This window comes from Inquilinus sp. YAF38, from assembly GCF_052113205.1.
Lineage (GTDB): Bacteria > Pseudomonadota > Alphaproteobacteria > DSM-16000 > Inquilinaceae > Inquilinus.
This window is the reverse complement of sequence record NZ_JBFRCU010000003.1, coordinates 22,679-39,404: the sequence shown is the minus strand read 5'-3', so window position 1 is coordinate 39,404 and position 16,726 is coordinate 22,679. Positions and strand designations below refer to the sequence as shown.

The 16,726-nt window shown below is 69.5% G+C and carries 15 protein-coding genes; 4 read left to right on the top strand and 11 right to left on the bottom strand.

The window, feature by feature from the left end; genetic code table 11:
* The 8 genes from AB4Z01_RS01940 to AB4Z01_RS01905 all read right to left on the bottom strand — a co-directional run bounded on the left by AB4Z01_RS01940 (position 1) and on the right by AB4Z01_RS01905 (position 8,317).
* Positions 1–834, bottom strand: coding sequence for a transporter substrate-binding domain-containing protein (locus AB4Z01_RS01940; protein ID WP_441689951.1), 834 nt, complete (start codon positions 832–834; stop codon positions 1–3).
* A 100-nt stretch (positions 835–934) separates the two neighbouring features.
* The gene (locus AB4Z01_RS01935) at positions 935–1,681 is read right to left on the bottom strand and encodes an ABC transporter permease (RefSeq protein WP_441689948.1); all 747 of its coding nucleotides are present in this window, start codon (positions 1,679–1,681) and stop codon (positions 935–937) included.
* A 3-nt stretch (positions 1,682–1,684) separates the two neighbouring features.
* A complete protein-coding gene (locus AB4Z01_RS01930) occupies positions 1,685–2,398 on the bottom strand; it encodes an ABC transporter permease (RefSeq protein WP_441689945.1) in 714 nt (237 codons plus the stop codon).
* Positions 2,399–2,408: 10 nt separating this feature from the next.
* On the bottom strand, positions 2,409–3,185 hold the full coding sequence (locus AB4Z01_RS01925) for a transporter substrate-binding domain-containing protein (protein WP_441689942.1): 777 nt from the start codon (positions 3,183–3,185) through the stop codon (positions 2,409–2,411).
* A gap of 42 nt (positions 3,186–3,227) precedes the next feature.
* Entirely contained in the window at positions 3,228–4,268 is a 1,041-nt protein-coding gene (locus AB4Z01_RS01920; protein WP_441689939.1) for a succinylglutamate desuccinylase/aspartoacylase family protein, read from the bottom strand.
* Between the two features lie 34 nt (positions 4,269–4,302).
* Complete coding sequence (locus tag AB4Z01_RS01915; protein WP_441689937.1) at positions 4,303–5,931, bottom strand: phytoene desaturase family protein; 1,629 nt, start codon at positions 5,929–5,931, stop codon at positions 4,303–4,305.
* 31 nt (positions 5,932–5,962) lie between these two features.
* Positions 5,963–7,183 (bottom strand): aromatic ring-hydroxylating oxygenase subunit alpha, encoded by a 1,221-nt coding sequence (locus tag AB4Z01_RS01910; RefSeq protein ID WP_441689934.1) that lies wholly within the window; start codon positions 7,181–7,183, stop codon positions 5,963–5,965.
* 99 nt (positions 7,184–7,282) lie between these two features.
* Positions 7,283–8,317 carry an aldo/keto reductase gene (locus tag AB4Z01_RS01905; RefSeq protein ID WP_441689932.1) on the bottom strand — a complete coding sequence of 345 codons (1,035 nt, stop codon included), beginning with the start codon at positions 8,315–8,317 and terminating at the stop codon, positions 7,283–7,285.
* A gap of 105 nt (positions 8,318–8,422) precedes the next feature.
* On the opposite strand from AB4Z01_RS01905, the gene AB4Z01_RS01900 reads away from it, so the two are divergent.
* Positions 8,423–9,277 carry a LysR family transcriptional regulator gene (locus AB4Z01_RS01900; RefSeq protein WP_441689929.1) on the top strand — a complete coding sequence of 285 codons (855 nt, stop codon included), beginning with the start codon at positions 8,423–8,425 and terminating at the stop codon, positions 9,275–9,277.
* Here AB4Z01_RS01900 and betI read toward each other — a convergent pair.
* The 3 genes from betI to iolG form a co-directional block, all read right to left on the bottom strand.
* On the bottom strand, positions 9,274–9,870 hold the full coding sequence (gene betI, locus AB4Z01_RS01895; protein ID WP_441689927.1) for a transcriptional regulator BetI: 597 nt from the start codon (positions 9,868–9,870) through the stop codon (positions 9,274–9,276). The two genes, AB4Z01_RS01900 and betI, sit on opposite strands and share 4 nt — an antisense overlap.
* A 129-nt stretch (positions 9,871–9,999) precedes the next feature.
* A complete protein-coding gene (locus AB4Z01_RS01890) occupies positions 10,000–10,650 on the bottom strand; it encodes a cold-shock protein (protein ID WP_441689924.1) in 651 nt (216 codons plus the stop codon).
* 320 nt (positions 10,651–10,970) lie between these two features.
* Positions 10,971–11,957 (bottom strand): inositol 2-dehydrogenase, encoded by a 987-nt coding sequence (gene iolG / locus AB4Z01_RS01885; RefSeq protein WP_441689921.1) that lies wholly within the window; start codon positions 11,955–11,957, stop codon positions 10,971–10,973.
* Between the two features lie 135 nt (positions 11,958–12,092).
* On the opposite strand from iolG, the gene AB4Z01_RS01880 reads away from it, so the two are divergent.
* The 3 genes from AB4Z01_RS01880 to iolD are packed head-to-tail and all read left to right on the top strand — an operon-like array spanning position 12,093 to position 16,690.
* The gene (locus tag AB4Z01_RS01880; RefSeq protein WP_441689918.1) at positions 12,093–12,911 is read left to right on the top strand and encodes a 5-deoxy-glucuronate isomerase; all 819 of its coding nucleotides are present in this window, start codon (positions 12,093–12,095) and stop codon (positions 12,909–12,911) included.
* A complete protein-coding gene (locus AB4Z01_RS01875; RefSeq protein WP_441689915.1) occupies positions 12,904–14,823 on the top strand; it encodes a bifunctional 5-dehydro-2-deoxygluconokinase/5-dehydro-2-deoxyphosphogluconate aldolase in 1,920 nt (639 codons plus the stop codon). Before AB4Z01_RS01880 ends, AB4Z01_RS01875 begins: the two co-directional genes overlap by 8 nt.
* 13 nt (positions 14,824–14,836) lie before the next feature.
* Complete coding sequence (gene iolD / locus AB4Z01_RS01870) at positions 14,837–16,690, top strand: 3D-(3,5/4)-trihydroxycyclohexane-1,2-dione acylhydrolase (decyclizing) (RefSeq protein ID WP_441689913.1); 1,854 nt, start codon at positions 14,837–14,839, stop codon at positions 16,688–16,690.
* Positions 16,691–16,726: the final 36 nt, after the last annotated feature.

Genomic DNA, 16,726 nt, shown 5'->3' with positions numbered 1-16,726 from the left:
TCAGGCCGCGGGCTTGGTCAGGTCGGCCCCATACCACTTCATCGACAGCTTGGTCAGCGTGCCGTCCTCGTGCATCGTCTTGACGATCTCGGCGAGCTTGGCGGTCAGTTCCGGATCGCCCTTCTCGATCGCCACCGACAGCGGCTCGTAGAACAGGGGCGAGCCCACCACCTTGATCGGATAGCCGTTCTTGATCGCGCCCTGGATCGTCGGCAGCGCCGTCGCCACCGCGTCGAGCCGGGTGCCGTCGCCGAGCTTCAGGTCGTCCAGCGCCGGCACGTCGGTGTCGTAGGATTGGATCTTGGCGTCCTTGACCACGAACTGGAACGGCGGCGCGCCGCCGGCGTCGATCACCAGGTCGCCGCGCAGGTAGTTCTCATAGGTCGTGGCCGCGCCGACGCCGATGGTCTTGCCCGAGGCGTCGGCCGGGGTCTTGATCGTGGTGTTGGCCGAGTGCACCGCCAGGGAGGCCGGGGTGTAGTAGTAGATCGCCGGGAAATCGAGCACCTCGGCCCGCGCCTTGGTCGGGGTCATCGACCCGACCGAGACGTCCCAGCGCCCGGCCCATTTGCCGGAGACGATGGTTTCCCACCCGGGGGTGACGAATTCGATCGAGACGCCGAGGCGCTTGGCGATCTCGGTGCCGACATCGATGTCGAACCCCTCGAACTGGTTGCTGGCATTGAGCGAGGATTGCGGCGGATATTCCGGATCCGTCGACATCACCATCTTCTTGTTCTGCACGATCCGGTCCAGCACGGCGCCGGCAAAGGCAGGACCGGAGAACAGGACGCCCGTGGCGGCAGCGGCCAGGACGAGGCTGCGCAAACGCATGATCGATCTCCCAGGTGGCGCGGGGACGGCGCCTCTTCCGGACGTCCGCCCGGAGGAAGCCTAGTCCCGCGCCGCTGCACCGTACAGGTGCTAAGCGGGATCAGCGGGCGTCGAGCGGCACGGTTACCGTGGCGGGCGCAACGCGCCCGGGCGCCGCGGCCGAGACCGCCCGCCGGTGGGTGCTGAGCCGTGCCTCGAGCCAGGCGAAGACGCGGACGATGATCCAGGTCAGGACCAGATACATCAGCGCCGCGGTGATCAGCGGCTCGTAGGTGCGGAAGGTCTGGGCCCGGATGATGTTCGCCTCGCCCATCAGGTCGCGCACGGTGATGGTGAAGACGATGGCGCTGGCCTTCAGCAGCAGCACCGTCTCGTTCGCGAAGACCGGCAGGCTCTGGCGCAGGGCGATCGGCAGCACGATCCGGCGCATCATCAGCCCGCGCCGCATCCCGACCGAGCGCGCGGCCTCGACCTCGCCGCTCGGCACCGCCTGGATGGCGCCGCGCAGCACCTCGCCGGAATAGGCGGCGGTGCTGATGCTGAGCGAGATCACGGCGCACCACATCGGCTCGCGCAAAATCGGCCACAGCACGCTGTGCCGCACCGCCGGGAACTGCGCCAGGCCGTAATAGATCATGAACATCTGCACGATCAGCGGCGTGCCGCGAATGCACAGGATGAACAGGAAGGCCGGCGCCTTCAGCCACCGACGCGGCGACACCCGGGCCAGCGCCACCGGCACCGCCATGGCATTGCCGCAGGCCATCGACGCCGCTACCAGGATGATGGTGACGACGACGCCGTTCAGGAGGTTGCCGACGATGCGCTGGACGAAGTCGAGATCCATGTCTCAGGACCGCCGGTAGCCGCGGCCATAGGCGCGTTCGGCGAGCTGGAACAGCCCGACTGAGGCGATGGTCAGCAGCAGGAAGATCAGCGCCACCACGGCATAGAAGGTGAAGGGCATGCGCGTGGTCGCGGCGGCGGTGGCGGCGCTGCCGAGCAGGTCGCGGATCCCGACCACGCTGATCAGCGCGCTGTCCTTCAGCACCACGACCCACAGATTGCCCAGCGCCGGTAGGGCGAAGCGCATCGCCTGGGGCAGCACCACGCGGAAGAACATCACCCGCGGCGGCAGGGCCAGCGACTTCGCCGCCTCGATCTGCCCGGGGGGCACCGCCAGGATGGCGCCGCGGAACACCTCGGTGGCATAGGCGCCGGAGACGAAGCCGAGCGAGGCGACGGCGGCGGCGAAGGCGTCGATCTCCACCGTCACCCCCTGCACCACCAGGCCGATCAGCGACCGCAGGGCGCTGGTGCCGCCGTAATAGATCAACAGGATGATCAGGATGTCCGGCACGCCGCGGACGATGGTGGTGTAGGCGTTGCCGAGGGCCCGGAGCGGCCGGGGCCCGGCCAGCTTGGCCCAGGCCCCGAGCAACCCGAGCAGCAGCCCGACCAGGTAGGAGGCGACGGCGATCTCGACCGTCACCAGCGCCCCGGCCAGGAGCTGGCCGCCCCAGCCCTTCTCCCCGAAGCCCAGCAGGGCGGCGAGATCCTCCATCCCCCTGGGCTCAGCTGCCGTAGATGTCGAAGGCGAAGTACTTGTCGTTGATCTTCTTGTAGACGCCGTTGTCCCGGATCGCCTTGATCGCGGCGGAGAACTTCGCGCCGAGCGGGTCGCCCTTGCGCACCGCGACGCCGGCGCCGTCGCCCATCAGCGGGTCGGTGAAGGGCTTGCCCTTGATCTCGAAATCCGCGCCTTCGGGCGATTTCAGGAAGCCGTCGGTCAGCGCCACCGAATCCGCCAGCAGCAGGTCGACCCGGCCGGCGATCAGGTCGAGATTGGCGTTCTCCTGCGTATCGTAGGTCTTGATCGTGACGATGCCCTTGTACTTCGCCTCGATATAGCTGGCGTGGATGGTCGAGACCTGGACGCCGACCGTCTTGCCCTGCAGCCCCGCCGGCGAGATGTCGATGGTCTCGCTCTTCGGGCCGATGAAGATCGCCGGGGAGTTGTAGTATTTGTCGCTGAAATCGACCACCTGCTTGCGCTCGTCGGTGATCGACATCGAGGCGATGATGGCGTCGAACTTCTTCTCCTGCAGCGCCGGGATGATGCCGTCCCAGCTCTGCAGCACCCATTCGCACTTCACCTGCATCTGGGCGCAGAGCGCGTCGGCGAGATCGATCTCGAAGCCGTTCAGCTTGCCCTGGGCATCGACCCAGGTGAAGGGCGGGTAGGATTCCGGCGTGGTGCCGAGGCGCACCACCTCCTGTGCCGCGACGGGGCCGGCGAGGCCGGCCATGGCCACCATGGCCAGGCAGGCGGAAAGGATCGGACGGTTCATTTGCTGCGCTCCCTGTTTCTTGCTTCGACGGTGTTCCGCCCCTCAGGGTTCGAGGGGCCCCGGCCTGGCGGTCGCGCTGGGTGACCGGCAGGCCAGCTTCATCAGATCGTCGCCCGGGCGAGTGCGACGCTGCCCGCGGCGGGTCAGGACCACGCCCGGCTGCGGCGCCAGCACCGGCACACCGCCGCCCTCCTCGCCCGGCCGGACCAGGATCGTCGCCAGCAGGTCCCCGGCCTCGACCCGGTCTCCCGGCCTGCGGGCGAAGGAGATCGCCCCGCCCGCCGGCGCCTTGATCATCTCGACCCAGTCCAGCGGCACGGCCGGGCCCGACCAGTCGGGCATCGGCCCGGCATCGCCGGCGATCACGCCGCGGCCCGCCAGGAAGCGGAACAGCCCATCGGCATCGCCCTCGGCCAGGCCGGCATCGACATCGGCCATGCCGCGCAGCTCAACTGTCGACACCGCGCGGCCGGCCAAGTCGCCGGTGCGCAGCCAGGGTCCGAGGCAGGCATCGTCGAAGGCGCCGCCACCGTCTCCGTCCCACAGCAGCACGGTGTCCGCCCGCATCGCGGCGGCGAGGTCGGTCATCGCCGGCCACAGCGCCGAGGGGATGTAGAGGTAGAGCGGCGATTCATCGTCGCAATGCAGGTCGAGGACGATCTCGCAGGGCAGCGCCAGGCGCAGCAGCCGGGCCTTCAGCCGTTCGGTCGCGGTGACCGCGGCATCGTCGCCCGGCAGCAGCGACGGGTCGGGCCGGTCCAGCCGGGGGAAGCCGCGGTTGAAGTTGACCCGGCTGTCGAAATCGTACCGCCCCTGGCCGGAGCCGTGCAGCCATTGCTGCTGCCCGATCGGGTTGGCCCAGGGCACGATAGCGATGTCGCCGCGGATGTCGCCGACGGCCTCGGCCCGGCGCAGCCTGGCGCACAGCGCGTCGATGGCGATGACGCCGGGCAGCTCCTCGGCATGCAGCGCCGCCTGCAGATAGGCGGAGGGACCGCCGCCGCGGCCGCGGAAGCGCAGCACCGGGATCCGCCATTCGAGGCCCGGCATGTCGCCGGGAATCACATCCCAGGATCGATCCATACCCGCCCTGCCCCGTGTTCGGATGGGAGCACGATCATGCCGCGCGCTTCAGGCGGCGTCGCTTGAAATCGGCCAGGATCTCGCGCGCCGCATTGTGGCCCGGCGCCCCGGTGACGCCGCCGCCCGGATGGGTCCCCGATCCGCACATGTAGAGGCCGGGCACCGGCGCCCGATAGTCGCCATGGCCCAGCACCGGCCGGGCCGAGAACATCTGGTCCAGCGACAGCGCACCGTGGAAGATGTCGCCGCCAATCAGGCCGAAGGTGCGCTCGAGATCGAGCGGACTGTTGATCTGGCGGCCCAGCACCGAGGCCTTGAAGTTCGGCGCCCAGGCATTGACCGTGTCGATGATCAGGTCGGCCGCCGCCTCGCGATGGTCGTCCCAGCTGGCCCCATCCGCCAGCTTCGGGTCGAAATGCTGGCAGAACAAGCTGGCGACGTGCTGGCCCGGCGGTGCCAGCGTGTCGTCCAGCGTCGACGGGATCAGCATCTCGACGATCGGCGTCTTCGACCAGCCGGCGGCCTTGGCGTCGAGATAGGCCTTGTCCATGTAGTCGAGGCTGGGGCCGAAGATGATCCCACTGGTGTGGTGGTCGGCCAGGGTCTTGCCCGGCAGACAGGTGAAATCCGGCAGCTCCGACAGCGCCACGTTCATGCGGAAGGTGGCGGAGCCGCATTTGAAGCGGTCCATGCGCTCGCGGAAATCCTGCGGCAGCGCCGCCGGGTCGACCAGCTTGCCGTAGAGCAGCTTCGGGTTGAGGTTGGAGACGATGCAGCCGGCGCGGACGATGTCGCCGGCCTCGGTCACCACGCCGACGGCACGGCCGCCCTCGACGATCACCTCGCGCACGCCGGCATCGGTGCGGATCACGGCGCCGCGCGACGCCGCCGACTTCGCCATCGCCTGGGTGATCGCGCCCATGCCGCCGATGGCGTGGCCCCACACGCCCTTCTTGCCGTTCACCTCGCCGAACACGTGGTGCAGCAGGACATAGCCGGTGCCGGCATGGCTGGGGCTGGCATAGTTGCCGACGATGCTGTCGAAGCCGAACAGGGCCTGTACCACCGGCGTCTCGAACCAGCCCTCCAGGATGTCCGTCGCCGATTTGGTGAACAGGTCGAGCAGGTCGCGCCGCATCACCATGTCGAGCTTGCGCAGCCGGTTGCCGAGCGAGCCCGCCTTGATCAGCTCCGGCAGCGCGCCGGACCAGCCGCCGCACGCGACATTCGGCGGGGTGCGCAGCACGATGTCGCGCAGCACGTCGGCGATGACGTCGAGCCGGTCGCCATAGGCGTCGTAGCGCTCGGCATCGCGGGCCGAGAATCTGGCGATCTCCGCCTTGGTCCGCCCAGGGCCGGACAGGAGGTAGCGGCTCTCATCCACCGGCAGGAAGTTGGCCAGCCGCCGCTCCACCACCTTCAGGCCGTGGCCCGGCAGGTCGAGATCGCGGATCACCTTCGGGTTCAGCAGGCTGACCGTGTAGGAGGCGACCGAGTTGCGGAAGCCGGGGTGGAACTCCTCCGTCACCGCAGCACCGCCGACGACCTTGCGGCGCTCCAGCACCGTCACCTTCAGCCCGGCCGCCGCCAGATAGGCGGCGCAGACCAAGCCATTGTGGCCCCCGCCGATGATCGCAACGTCGAAGACCTGTGTGTTCGCCATGAAGATCCGCCCGGCCCTGTCGTTTTGAATCTTATTCCGCCGCGAAGGCGGGCGCCTGCGAGGCCTCGCGCCGCAGGCTCCAGCCGGACGGCGGCGGCCGGTGCAGCCGGCTTTCCGGGATCAGCCGGCGCATCGCCCGGGCGAAGCTGCGCAGGCAGACCTCGGTGGTGCCCAGCGGCCCGACGGTGTAGCTGGAGGAGCCCATGCCGGCCTGCACCCGGTCGATCAGCGTCTTGTCCTCGAGGCTGACCGAGCGGTTGATCCGCCAGTTCAGGTAGCGCGCGGCCTTCATCTCAGGCCGGTGGTCCGGATGGACATAGGCGATCTCGCGGATCATCGTCTCGGTCGGCGAGACCGGGATGAACTGCATGAAGTCGATCTGGTCCGGATAGATGTCGAAGGCGATGTTGGGCCAGAGCTTGAAATAGGTCCACAGCCGCTGCCGCTCCGGCGGCAGATGCGGGACCTCCGGCAGGAAATGCTGATAGGCCCGTTCCGACAGCACGACGGACGGCCGCTCCTGCAGCTGGCCCCACATCTTGTCGACCCAGGGTCTGGCCTCGACGCCGTAGCCGCGGCCGAACAACCGGGTCAGCCCGGGATGGGCGACGGTGATGTGCAGCCCGTCGGAATAATTGTCGGCGACGTTCTTCCAGTTGACCGAGCGCGGCCGCAGCGTCACCCGGCCCAGCGGCACCATCTCCTCGATCCGGTACGCCGCCATCTCCTCGCCATAGCCGCCCATCATCTCGGCCACGCTCGGCGTGCCGGGGGCCAGGCGGATGAAGATGAAGCCGCAGAACACCTCGTGCTCGACCGGCACCAGCCCATGGCTGCCGAAGTCGAAATCGCCGTAGCTGGAGCGCTGCGGCATGCCGATCAGCCGGCCGTCATGCTCGTAGGTCCAGGCATGGTAGGGACAGACGATGCGGCTGCCGCACTGCCCTTTCGGCCCGTCGAGCAGCCGGGCGGCGCGGTGCCGGCAGACATTGTGGAAGGCCCGCACCTGCCCGTCACGGCCGCGCAGCACCACCACGTTCTCGCCCAGGAACTCGAAGGTGTGGAAGTCTCCCGCCTCGGGGATGTCGTTGATGTGGCAGACCACCTGCCAGGAAGAACGGAACAGCGCCTCCTGCTCGACCGCGAAGAATTCGGGATCGCGATAGATCCAGGCCGGCAGGCTGACATCGTCATCCGGCAGGCTCGTATCGGATTGCGGCGTCTCGGCGCGCCGGTGCATCGCTTCGATCATAGGCTGGCCTCCCGCGGCCTTTTGGCCGCCTTGTTATACGACCGTATAACAGCCGGAGGAGGGAGGTCAACCCATCGATTCGATCGGAGCGCCCTGCCCTCACCGCGCCCGCGCCGCGCCCTCCGGCGGGCGGTCGACCAGCCGCTCGACTTCGGCCATGACGTCGTCCGGCAACGGCCCTTTCTCCAATGCGCCCGCGTTCTCCCGCACCTGCGTCACTGACCGGAAGCCGGGAATCGGCAGCGTCCGCGGCGACTTGGCCCAAAGCCAGGCGAGTGCCCCCTGGGCCGGGCTGCGGCCGCCGGTCGTGAGCAGGTGCCGGATCCGATCCAGCCGCTCGGCGAAGCCGGGCACCACGCGGCCGTCCTTGAAATAGTCCATCCAGCCGAAGGTGTTGGACCGGACGTCGTCCGCCGGCAGCGCCTGCCCGGCCGCGAACTTGCCGGTGAGCAGCCCCATCGCCAGCGGCGAGCGGTTGATCGAGATCAGGCCGTGCGCCTCGACCACTCCGAGCAGGCCGGGCGCGTCGAAGAACAGGTTCATGCCGTGCTGCACGGCGACAAAGCCCGGCCGCCCGGCGTAGACCGCGGCCCGATCCGGGAAATCGGTGCTCCAACCATAGGCGCCGATGACACCAGCGGCGCGGAGCCGATCCAGCTCGTCGAACACCTCGCCGGCCGGCTCGACCGCCAAGTCGTTCAGGTGCAACTGTACCAAGTCGATCCGGTCGCGGCGCAGCCGGCGCAGCGACGCCTCGACTGCGCTGCGCGTCTCCTGCCGCAGATCGCCGTCCGCGATGCCGCCGGCCATCTGTTTCGTCGCCGGGTCGAAGCGGTTGCCGAGCTTGGTCGCGATCACGACCTCGTCGCGGCCCTCGAGCGCCTGGCCCAGCACCGCCTCGGAATGGCCGGCGCCGTAGACATCGGCGGTGTCGAAGAACCGGATGCCGAAGTCGACGGCGCAATGTACGGCCGCGATCGATTCCGCGTCGTCGACCGTGCCGTAGCCGAGCGGCGTGTCGCCGGCGAAGAACGGCCCGCCGATCGCCCAGCAGCCGAGGCCGAGGCGCGGCACCTCGCGCCCATCCCACAGGCGGATTATCGGGATCTGGTGCGTCTCGGTTCGATCGGTCATGGCGCTTGCCTTTTCATCGTCGAAAAGAATGTGGATCAACCACAGGAAGGCTATCGGCTATGATCCAGCCCTGAAACAGGCAGCACTGAAATGAGCGTTGCAGGAATGAAAAGCCCGGTCGATTGGGAGGACATCCGCCTGTTCATGGCCGTGGCCCGCGGCGAAGGGCTGAGCGCGGCAGCCCGCCAGGCGGGCTCCAGCCCGGCCACGCTGGGGCGGCGGATGACGGCGCTGGAGCGCAGCCTGGGCCAGCGCCTGTTCGTGCGCGAGCGGCTGGGCTACCGGCTGACCGAGCAGGGCCGCCAGTTCCTGGTCCAGGCCGAGGAGATGGAGGCGGCGGCCACCGGCATCGAGCGCTGGCGCGACGGGCTGTCGCCGCGCCGTACCGTGCGGATCTCGGCCGGGACCTGGACCTCGTGGTTCCTGGCCCGGCACATCGACGCGCTGTGGTCGCCCGTCGAACCCTGGACGATCGACTTCGTCGCCGCCAATGCCCGGCTCGATATCGCCCGTGGCCAAGCCGATATCGGCGTGCGCAACCGTCGGCCGGAAGAGCCCTGGCTGGCCGGGCGGCGCACCGGCGACGTCGCCTTCGCTGTCTATGGCCGGCGCGGTGACGCGCTGGAGGGGCGCTGGATCGGCGTCACCGGCGACGGCGCCGTCACCCCCTCAGCCCGCTGGGTGGCAGAGCGGCACGCTGCCGCCACCGTGGTCCGCGGCAACGATCCGCGGCTGATCCTGGACCTGCTGCGCCGCGGCATCGGCCAAGCGGTGCTGCCCTGCTTCGTCGGCGACGCCGATCCGGAGCTGGAGCGGCTGCGGGAGATCGAGGAGTTGCGCCACCAGCAATGGCTGGTGCTGCACCAGGACGAGCGTCGCCACCCGGCGGTCCGCGCCGTGATCGATCGCATCGTCCGGCTGATGCGGGAGAACCGGGCGCTGCTGCGGGGCGAAGGCTAAGCCTCCGTCGTCAGCCCCATGGCGTTGCCGGACAGGAGGCCGTCGACCCAGCCATTGGCGATGCGCACCGCATCCCCCGGCGTGAACACAGAAGGATCGAGGCAGAGCTCAAGCCACAGCCCGTCGAGCATGGCGGTGAAGGCCAGCGCCGCCAGCGCCGCGTCGACCCGGCGCGACCGGCCGCCGACCGCCTCGGCGATCAGCCCTTCGAGCCGGCGGCGATAGGCGGCATAGACGTCGCGATGGATCTGCCGGATCGACTCGTCGCGGCGCACCAGGGCCCAGAAGGACAGCCAGATCGACAGCAGGTCGGGGTCCAGCACCGGCGGCCGGAAGCTGGCGTCGATGAATGCGCGCAGGCGCGTTTCGGGCGTGGCGTCCGCCGCGTCCAGCGCGACGGTCAGGGTCTCGGCAACATGGCTGCCGATGGACCGGTAAGTTTCGGCGATCAGGGTGTCGATGCCGCCGAAATAATGGCGTACCAAGCCCGGCGAGACGCCGGCACGGGCGCACACCTCGCGCACCGATGTCGCGGCATGGCCGCGTTCGGCCAGGCATCGGGCCGTGGCTTCGATCAGCGCCCGGCGTCGCACCGCCGGCAGTTCGCGCGTGAATTTCGCGCGGGGCCCTGATTTATCGTCGGGCACGCGATCAGATGGGCCGGAGCGAGGCTCGGCCACGAAAGGCAACGGCCCGGGGTCGCCCCCGGGCCGTGTCCGCCGTCACAGCAGCTGGACGGCTTCCGCCATCGGGCCCTTCTGGCCCATGCGGACCGTCAGGCGAACCCGCTGCTCGCTGTTCAGGCTCGGCAGGCCGGCCTTCTGCAGAGCGCGCGAGGCGACGTAGACGTCCTTGCCGCCGTCATCCGGCGTCACGAACCCGAAGCCCTTCTCGGCATTGAAGAACTTCACCGTGCCCTCGACCTCGGTCGCCGGCCCGCTGAAGCCGCCGCGATCGCCGCCGAAACCGCCGCGATCACCGCCGAAGCCGCCACCGCCACCGAAGCCGCCGCCACCACCACCGCCGAAGCCGCCGCGATCACCGCGGTCGCCGAAGCGGTTGGGCCGGAAGCCGCCGGCGCCGGCACCGCCGCCACCGGCGGGCGGAGCGCCGAGTTCCTCGACACGATGGATCACCGCGACCTGCGGGCCCTTCTGACCTTCTGCGATGTCGCAGACGATCTTCGTGCCCTCATACATCTCGCGATGGCCGGACTGTTCCACGACCGAGGCGTGCAGGAACGCATCCGGCGAACCGTCCGTCACCTGGACGAAGCCGAAGCCCTTCGTCGCATTGAACCACTTGACCACTGCCGTCACGTCACGGCGATATTCGCCGCCTCCGACGCGCGGCGGATGACGTCGGTTCATCATTGAACTGAAACTCCAAGAGAAAGTGCTGCACCAGGACCAAGGGTGCGGCTTCCGCGAGCGGAAACCAGAATCTGTCCGCTCGCAACCGGATTTGCGCCGGTGCTGGACGGTCTGAACGTTTTTGTCGAGACGACCATTCGTTACCTAGAGACAACCAGCCCGCGCGTGACGACCACCCGCGGGCGAAGTAACGTCTCTCTACCCCTCAGCCGAGCCTACAGAAGACACCCGGCCGAACTATAACCTCAGGCCGAGCGCCTTGACCATAGGCGTTCGGCCGAGGCCGGAGAGAATCTTTCGCAGGACAATTCGAGGATGACTCAGCGTGACAGCCGCACCGGGGCGCCGGTCTTCACCGATTCCCACGCCGCGTCGGCGAGCAGGAGGGCGCGCCTGCCATCCTCGCCGCCGGCCCGGGGCGCCCGTCCCTCCAGCACCGCGTCGATGAAGTCGTCGAGCTCGCGCCGATAGGCCTCGGCATAGCGTTCCAGGAAGAAATGCAGCGGCTTGTCCCGCACCACCCCATCGGCGCCGGCATATTCGACCGTAGTCGCGGCCCGGTTCTCGGCCCGCAGCATGCCGAGCGAGCCGAAGGCCTCGACCCGCTGGTCGTAGCCGTAGACGGCGCGGCGGCTGTTCGAGATCTGGGCGATGGCGCCGCCCGCGGTCTTCAGCGTGACCACCGCGGTGTCGACGTCGCCCTCGGCGCCGATCGCCGGGTCGACCAGGTTGCTGGCCGTCGCGTAGATCTCCACCGGCTCCTCGCCCAGCAGCCAGCGGGCGATGTCGAAATCGTGGATCATCATGTCCCGGAACAGCCCGCCGGAGACGCGGATGTAGCTGGCCGGCGGCGGGCCGGGATCGCGGCTGGTGATCGCCACCAGCTCGACCTTGCCGATGCGGCCCTCGGCGATGCCGGCATGGACCGCCTCGAAGCTGGGGTCGAAACGCCGGTTGAAGCCGAGCGCCAGCGGCACGCCGGCCTGGGCGACGATGTCGAGGCAGCCTTCGACCCGGGCGCTGTCGAGGTCGATCGGCTTCTCGCAGAAGATTGCCTTGCCGGCCTTGGCGGCCGCCTCGATCAGGTCGGCATGGGTGTCGGTCGAGCTGGCGMTCACCACTGCGTCGGCGCCGTCCAGCGCCGCCAGGCCGTCCCCGACCGCGGCGCCATGCTGCTTCGCCAGCGCCTCGGCCGACTCGCGATGAACGTCGACCACGGTGACCAGTTGCGTCCGCGGGTTCCGGGCGATGTTGTCGGCATGGATCTTCCCGATCCGTCCGGCACCGAACTGGCAGATCTTGAGCATGGTTCTCCCTTTCGCGGTGCGCCGGATCATCGGCCCGGCGGCAGCCTGCTGCGATAGAAAAATCAGAATTCTGAGGTTGCAGTCAAATGGAATATTTGTTCTATTTGACCGAAATCGCCCTGGGGAGGACCAGCAATGACCCGCCATCTGACCGGCCACCGCGGCGGCTTCGGCCCGGGGCTGACGCAGATCACCCGTTTCGACGAGCCCGAGGACGACACCGGCATCGCCGTCTCGGTGCTGAAGCTGGCGCCAGGCGAGAGCCGCGAGATCGAGACCGCGAACGAGACCGCTTGGCTGCTGATGTCCGGCACCGCCGAGGCGAACGTGGACAACCAGTCCGTGCGCTTCACGCGAGCGTCGCTGTTCGATGAATCGGCCAGCGCCGTCCATGTCGCCGCYGGCGCCCGGGTGCGGCTTTCGGCCGAGACCGAGGCCGAGTTCACGGTCTACGAGGCGAAGAACGCCAAGCCGTTCCCGTCGCGCCTGTTCCAGCCGGCGGACGTGCCGAACGAGCATCGCGGCAAGGATCAGGTCGACGACGCCTGCTACCGCTATGTCCGCACCATCTTCGACCTGCGCAACAGCGACCCGAATGCCGAGCTGGTGCTGGGCGAGGTGGTGACCTTCCCCGGCCGCTGGTCGAGCTATCCGCCGCACCACCACCCGCAGCCGGAGATCTACCACTACCGCTTCACCGATCCGCGCGGCTATGGCCATGCCGAGCTGGGCGAGACGGTGCTGAAGGTGCGGGCGAACGACACCATCAAGATCTTCGACGGCTTCGACCACGCGCAATGCGCCGCGCCCGGCTACGGCATGTACTACGCCTGGGTGATCCGGCATCTGGCCGGCAACCCCTACACCGTGCCGGAGTTCACCGAGGAGCATCGCTGGACCATGGACGCCCAGGCCGAGTTCTGGCGCCCGGAGGGGGGCTCGCGTCATGGCTGATCCGGTGCTCGACGTCATCTGCATCGGCCGGTCCTCGGTCGACCTCTATGGCGAGCAGGTCGGCGGCCGGCTGGAGGACATGGCGTCCTTCGCCAAATATGTCGGCGGCTGCCCGACCAACATCTCGGTCGGCGGCGCCCGGCTGGGCCTGCGCACCGCCCTGCTGACCCGGGTCGGCGACGAGCATATGGGCCGCTTCATCCGCGAGCAGCTGGCGGCCGAGGGCGTCGACACCAGCCATGTCATCAGCGACAAGCAGCGGCTGACCGCTCTGGTCATCCTCGGCATCCGCGACCGCCACACCTTCCCGCTGATCTTCTACCGCGAGGACTGCGCCGACATGGCGCTGACCGAGGACGATATCGACGAGGCCTTCATCGCCTCGGCCCGCGCCGTGGTCGTCACCGGCACCCATTTCTCCACCCCCTCGGTCGCGGCGATGAGCCGGAAGGCGATGCGGCTGGCCCATGCCCATGGCCGCAAGGTGGCGCTGGACATCGACTACCGCCCGGTGCTGTGGGCCCTGACCGGCCACGGGCTGGGCGAGGAGCGCTTCGTCGAGAGCTCGGCCGTCACCACCCATCTGCAGGCGATCCTGCCGGAGTGCGACCTGATCGTCGGCACCGAGGAGGAGATCCACATCGCCGGCGGCGCCACCGACACGCTGGCGGCGCTGCGCCGGGTCCGCGAGCTGAGCGCCGCCACCATCGTGGTCAAGCGCGGGCCGATGGGCTGCGTCGTGTTCCCGGGAGCGATCCCGGACGACATCGAGCAGGGGGTGAAGGGCCCCGGCTTCCCGGTCGAGGTCTACAACGTGCTGGGCGCCGGCGACGGCTTCATGGCCGGCTTCCTGCGCGGCTGGCTGCGCGACGAGCCGGTCGAGGCCGCCTGCCGTTACGCCAATGCCTGCGGCGCCTTCGCCGTGTCGCGGCACGGCTGCGCGCCCTCCTACCCCAGCTGGACCGAGCTGTCGCAGTTCCTGGCCGGGGGCAGCGCCCATCACCGGCTGCGCGAAGACCCCACCCTCAACCAGGTGCACTGGGCGACGACCCGGATCCGCGACTGGCCCGAGGTCCATGCCATGGCCTTCGACCATCGCTCGCAGCTGGAGGAGATGGTCGCGCGCCACGGCGTCGACCCGGAGCGGATCGGCGAGTTCAAGCTGCTGGCCTGGCAGGCGGCGAAGCAGGCGCATGGCGACCGGCCCGGCTTCGGCGTGCTGATCGACGGGCGGCTGGGCAGCGAGGCGCTGTTTGCCGCCGCCGGCAGCGGCGCCTGGATCGGCCGACCGATCGAGCTGCCGGGATCGCGCCCGCTGCGCTTCGAGGGCGGTCCGGATGTCGGCGTCACCCTGCGGGAATGGCCGCTGGAGCATGTGGTGAAGTGCCTGGTGCAGTACCACCCGGACGACCCGCCGCAGATCCAGGCCGAACAGGACCGCCAGCTATTGGCCCTGTTCGACGCCAGCCGGGCCACCCGGCACGAGCTGCTGATCGAGGTGATCCCGCCGAAGTCGATGCCGGCCGATGACCGCACCGTGGCCCGGGCGCTGGACCATCTCTACGGCATCGGCATCCACCCGGACTGGTGGAAGCTGCCGCCGCCGCCCTCCGAAGCGGCGTGGCATGCCATCCAGGAGGTAATCGCCCGGCGCGACCCGCATTGCCGCGGCGTGGTGCTCCTCGGGCTGGAAGCGCCGGAGGAGGAGCTGACGGCCGCCTTCACCCTGGCCGCCCGCCAGCCCTGGTGCCGCGGCTTCGCGGTCGGCCGCACCATCTTCGGCCGCGCCGCCGAGGACTGGATCGCCGGGCGCATCGATGATGACGAAGCGGTGAGACGGATGGCCGCCAGCTATGGCAGCCTGATCGCCGCCTGGGAGAATGCCCGCGCCGCAGCGCAAGCCGCGGCCTGAAGGAGCGATAGGGATGGGAACCGTGCGTTTGACCATGGCGCAGGCCCTGGTGCGCCACCTCGCCGCGCAATGGACCGAGGATGACGGGGGCCGGCGCGAGCGCCTGTTCGCCGGCTGCTGGGCGATCTTCGGCCACGGCAATGTCGCCGGCATGGGCGAGGCGCTGTACGCTCATCGCGAGGACCTGCCGACGCTGCGGGCGCATAACGAGCAGGCCATGGCCCTGTCCGCGGTCGCCTATGCCAAGGCGAAGTTCCGGCGCCGGATGATGGCGGTCACCACCTCGATCGGCCCGGGCGCCACCAACTTGGTGACGGCGGCCGCCTTGGCCCATGTCGACCGGCTGCCGGTGCTGCTGCTGCCCGGCGACATTTATGCCAGCCGCCGGCCCGACCCGGTGCTGCAGCAGGTCGAGGATTTCGGCGACGGCACGGTCAGCGCCAATGACTGCTTCCGCCCGGTGTCGCGCTATTTTGACCGGATCACCCGGCCGGAGCAGATCCTGACCGCCCTGCCCCGCGCCCTGGCGGTGCTGACCGATCCGGCCGAATGCGGGCCCGTGACGCTGGCGCTGTGCCAGGACGTCCAGGCCGAGGCCTACGACTTCCCGGCCTGGTTTTTCGAGGACCAGGTGCACCGGATCCGCCGCCCCGGTGCGGACGAGGCCGAGTTGGCCCAGGTCGTCGCGGCGCTGCGGAAGGCCGAGCGGCCGCTGGTGATCGCCGGCGGCGGCGTGCTGTATTCCGGCGCCGCCAAAGCCCTTGCCGCATTCGCCGAGCGCCACGGCCTGCCGGTGGCCGAGACCCAGGCCGGCAAGGGCAGCCTGGCCTGGAACCACCCGGCCAATGCCGGCTCGATCGGAGTTACCGGCAGCAGCGCCGCCAATGCGCTGGCAGTCGACGCCGATGTCGTGCTGGCGGTCGGCACCCGGCTGCAGGACTTCACCACCGGCTCCCGTGCCCTGTTCCGGGCACCGGGGCGGACGCTGATCCAGCTGAACGCCGCCGTGTTCGACGCCGGCAAGCACGGTGCCCTGCCGCTGGTCGCCGACGCCCGCCGTGGCCTCGACGAGCTGTCCGAGGCTTTGGGCTCCTGGACCGCGCCGAAGGCCCAGTCCGACCGGACGAAGGGGCTGATCGCGGAGTGGACCGCGTCGGTCGATCGCGCCACCGCCGCCAGCAATGCCCCCCTGCCCTCCGACGCCCAGGTGCTGGGCGCCGTCAACCGGGCGGCCGGGCGCGGCGCCATCGTGGTCTGCGCCTCCGGCGGCCTGCCGGGCGAGTTGCACAAGCTGTGGCGCACCGATGCGCCGGGCGGCTACCACCTGGAATATGGCTATTCCTGCATGGGCTATGAGATCGCCGGCGGCCTCGGGGTCAAGCTGGCCCGGCCGGACCGCGAGGTCTATGTCCTGGTCGGCGACGGCAGCTACATGATGATGAACTCCGAGATCGCAACCGCGGTGCAGCAGGGCGTCAAGCTGACCATCGTCGTGCTCGACAACCGCGGCTTCGGCTGCATCAACCGGCTGCAGAACGCGACCGGCGGCGCCTCCTTCAACAACCTGTTCCGCGACATCGACGGCGCCCAGCCGATCGACTTCGCCCTGCATGCCGCCAGCATGGGGGCTGTGTCGGAGAAGGTCTCGGGCATCGCCGAGCTGGAAGGGGCGCTGCTGCGCGCCAAGGCTACCGACCAGACCACCGTCATCGTTGTCGACACCGACCCGGTGGTGACGACCGAGGCTGGCGGCGCCTGGTGGGACGTGGCCGTCCCCGAGGTCTCCGACCGCGACCCGGTGCGCCGGGCCCGCGCCGGTTATGAGGAACAACTGGCCGGACATCCCGTCACCGGGCACGACGCCTGATCCATTCCCTGCACACGAACCCGACGAGACCGCCGC

Coding starts and splice junctions, on each gene's coding strand:
- AB4Z01_RS01930 (WP_441689945.1), bottom strand. CDS start 2,398: ATGGAGGATCTCGCCGCCCTGCTGGGCTTCGGGGAGAAGGGCTGGGGC.
- AB4Z01_RS01920 (WP_441689939.1), bottom strand. CDS start 4,268: ATGGATCGATCCTGGGATGTGATTCCCGGCGACATGCCGGGCCTCGAA.
- AB4Z01_RS01875 (WP_441689915.1), top strand. CDS start 12,904: ATGGCTGATCCGGTGCTCGACGTCATCTGCATCGGCCGGTCCTCGGTC.
- iolD (WP_441689913.1), top strand. CDS start 14,837: ATGGGAACCGTGCGTTTGACCATGGCGCAGGCCCTGGTGCGCCACCTC.
- AB4Z01_RS01900 (WP_441689929.1), top strand. CDS start 8,423: ATGAAAAGCCCGGTCGATTGGGAGGACATCCGCCTGTTCATGGCCGTG.
- AB4Z01_RS01910 (WP_441689934.1), bottom strand. CDS start 7,183: ATGATCGAAGCGATGCACCGGCGCGCCGAGACGCCGCAATCCGATACG.
- AB4Z01_RS01890 (WP_441689924.1), bottom strand. CDS start 10,650: ATGATGAACCGACGTCATCCGCCGCGCGTCGGAGGCGGCGAATATCGC.
- AB4Z01_RS01925 (WP_441689942.1), bottom strand. CDS start 3,185: ATGAACCGTCCGATCCTTTCCGCCTGCCTGGCCATGGTGGCCATGGCC.
- AB4Z01_RS01905 (WP_441689932.1), bottom strand. CDS start 8,317: ATGACCGATCGAACCGAGACGCACCAGATCCCGATAATCCGCCTGTGG.
- AB4Z01_RS01915 (WP_441689937.1), bottom strand. CDS start 5,931: ATGGCGAACACACAGGTCTTCGACGTTGCGATCATCGGCGGGGGCCAC.
- AB4Z01_RS01935 (WP_441689948.1), bottom strand. CDS start 1,681: ATGGATCTCGACTTCGTCCAGCGCATCGTCGGCAACCTCCTGAACGGC.
- AB4Z01_RS01940 (WP_441689951.1), bottom strand. CDS start 834: ATGCGTTTGCGCAGCCTCGTCCTGGCCGCTGCCGCCACGGGCGTCCTG.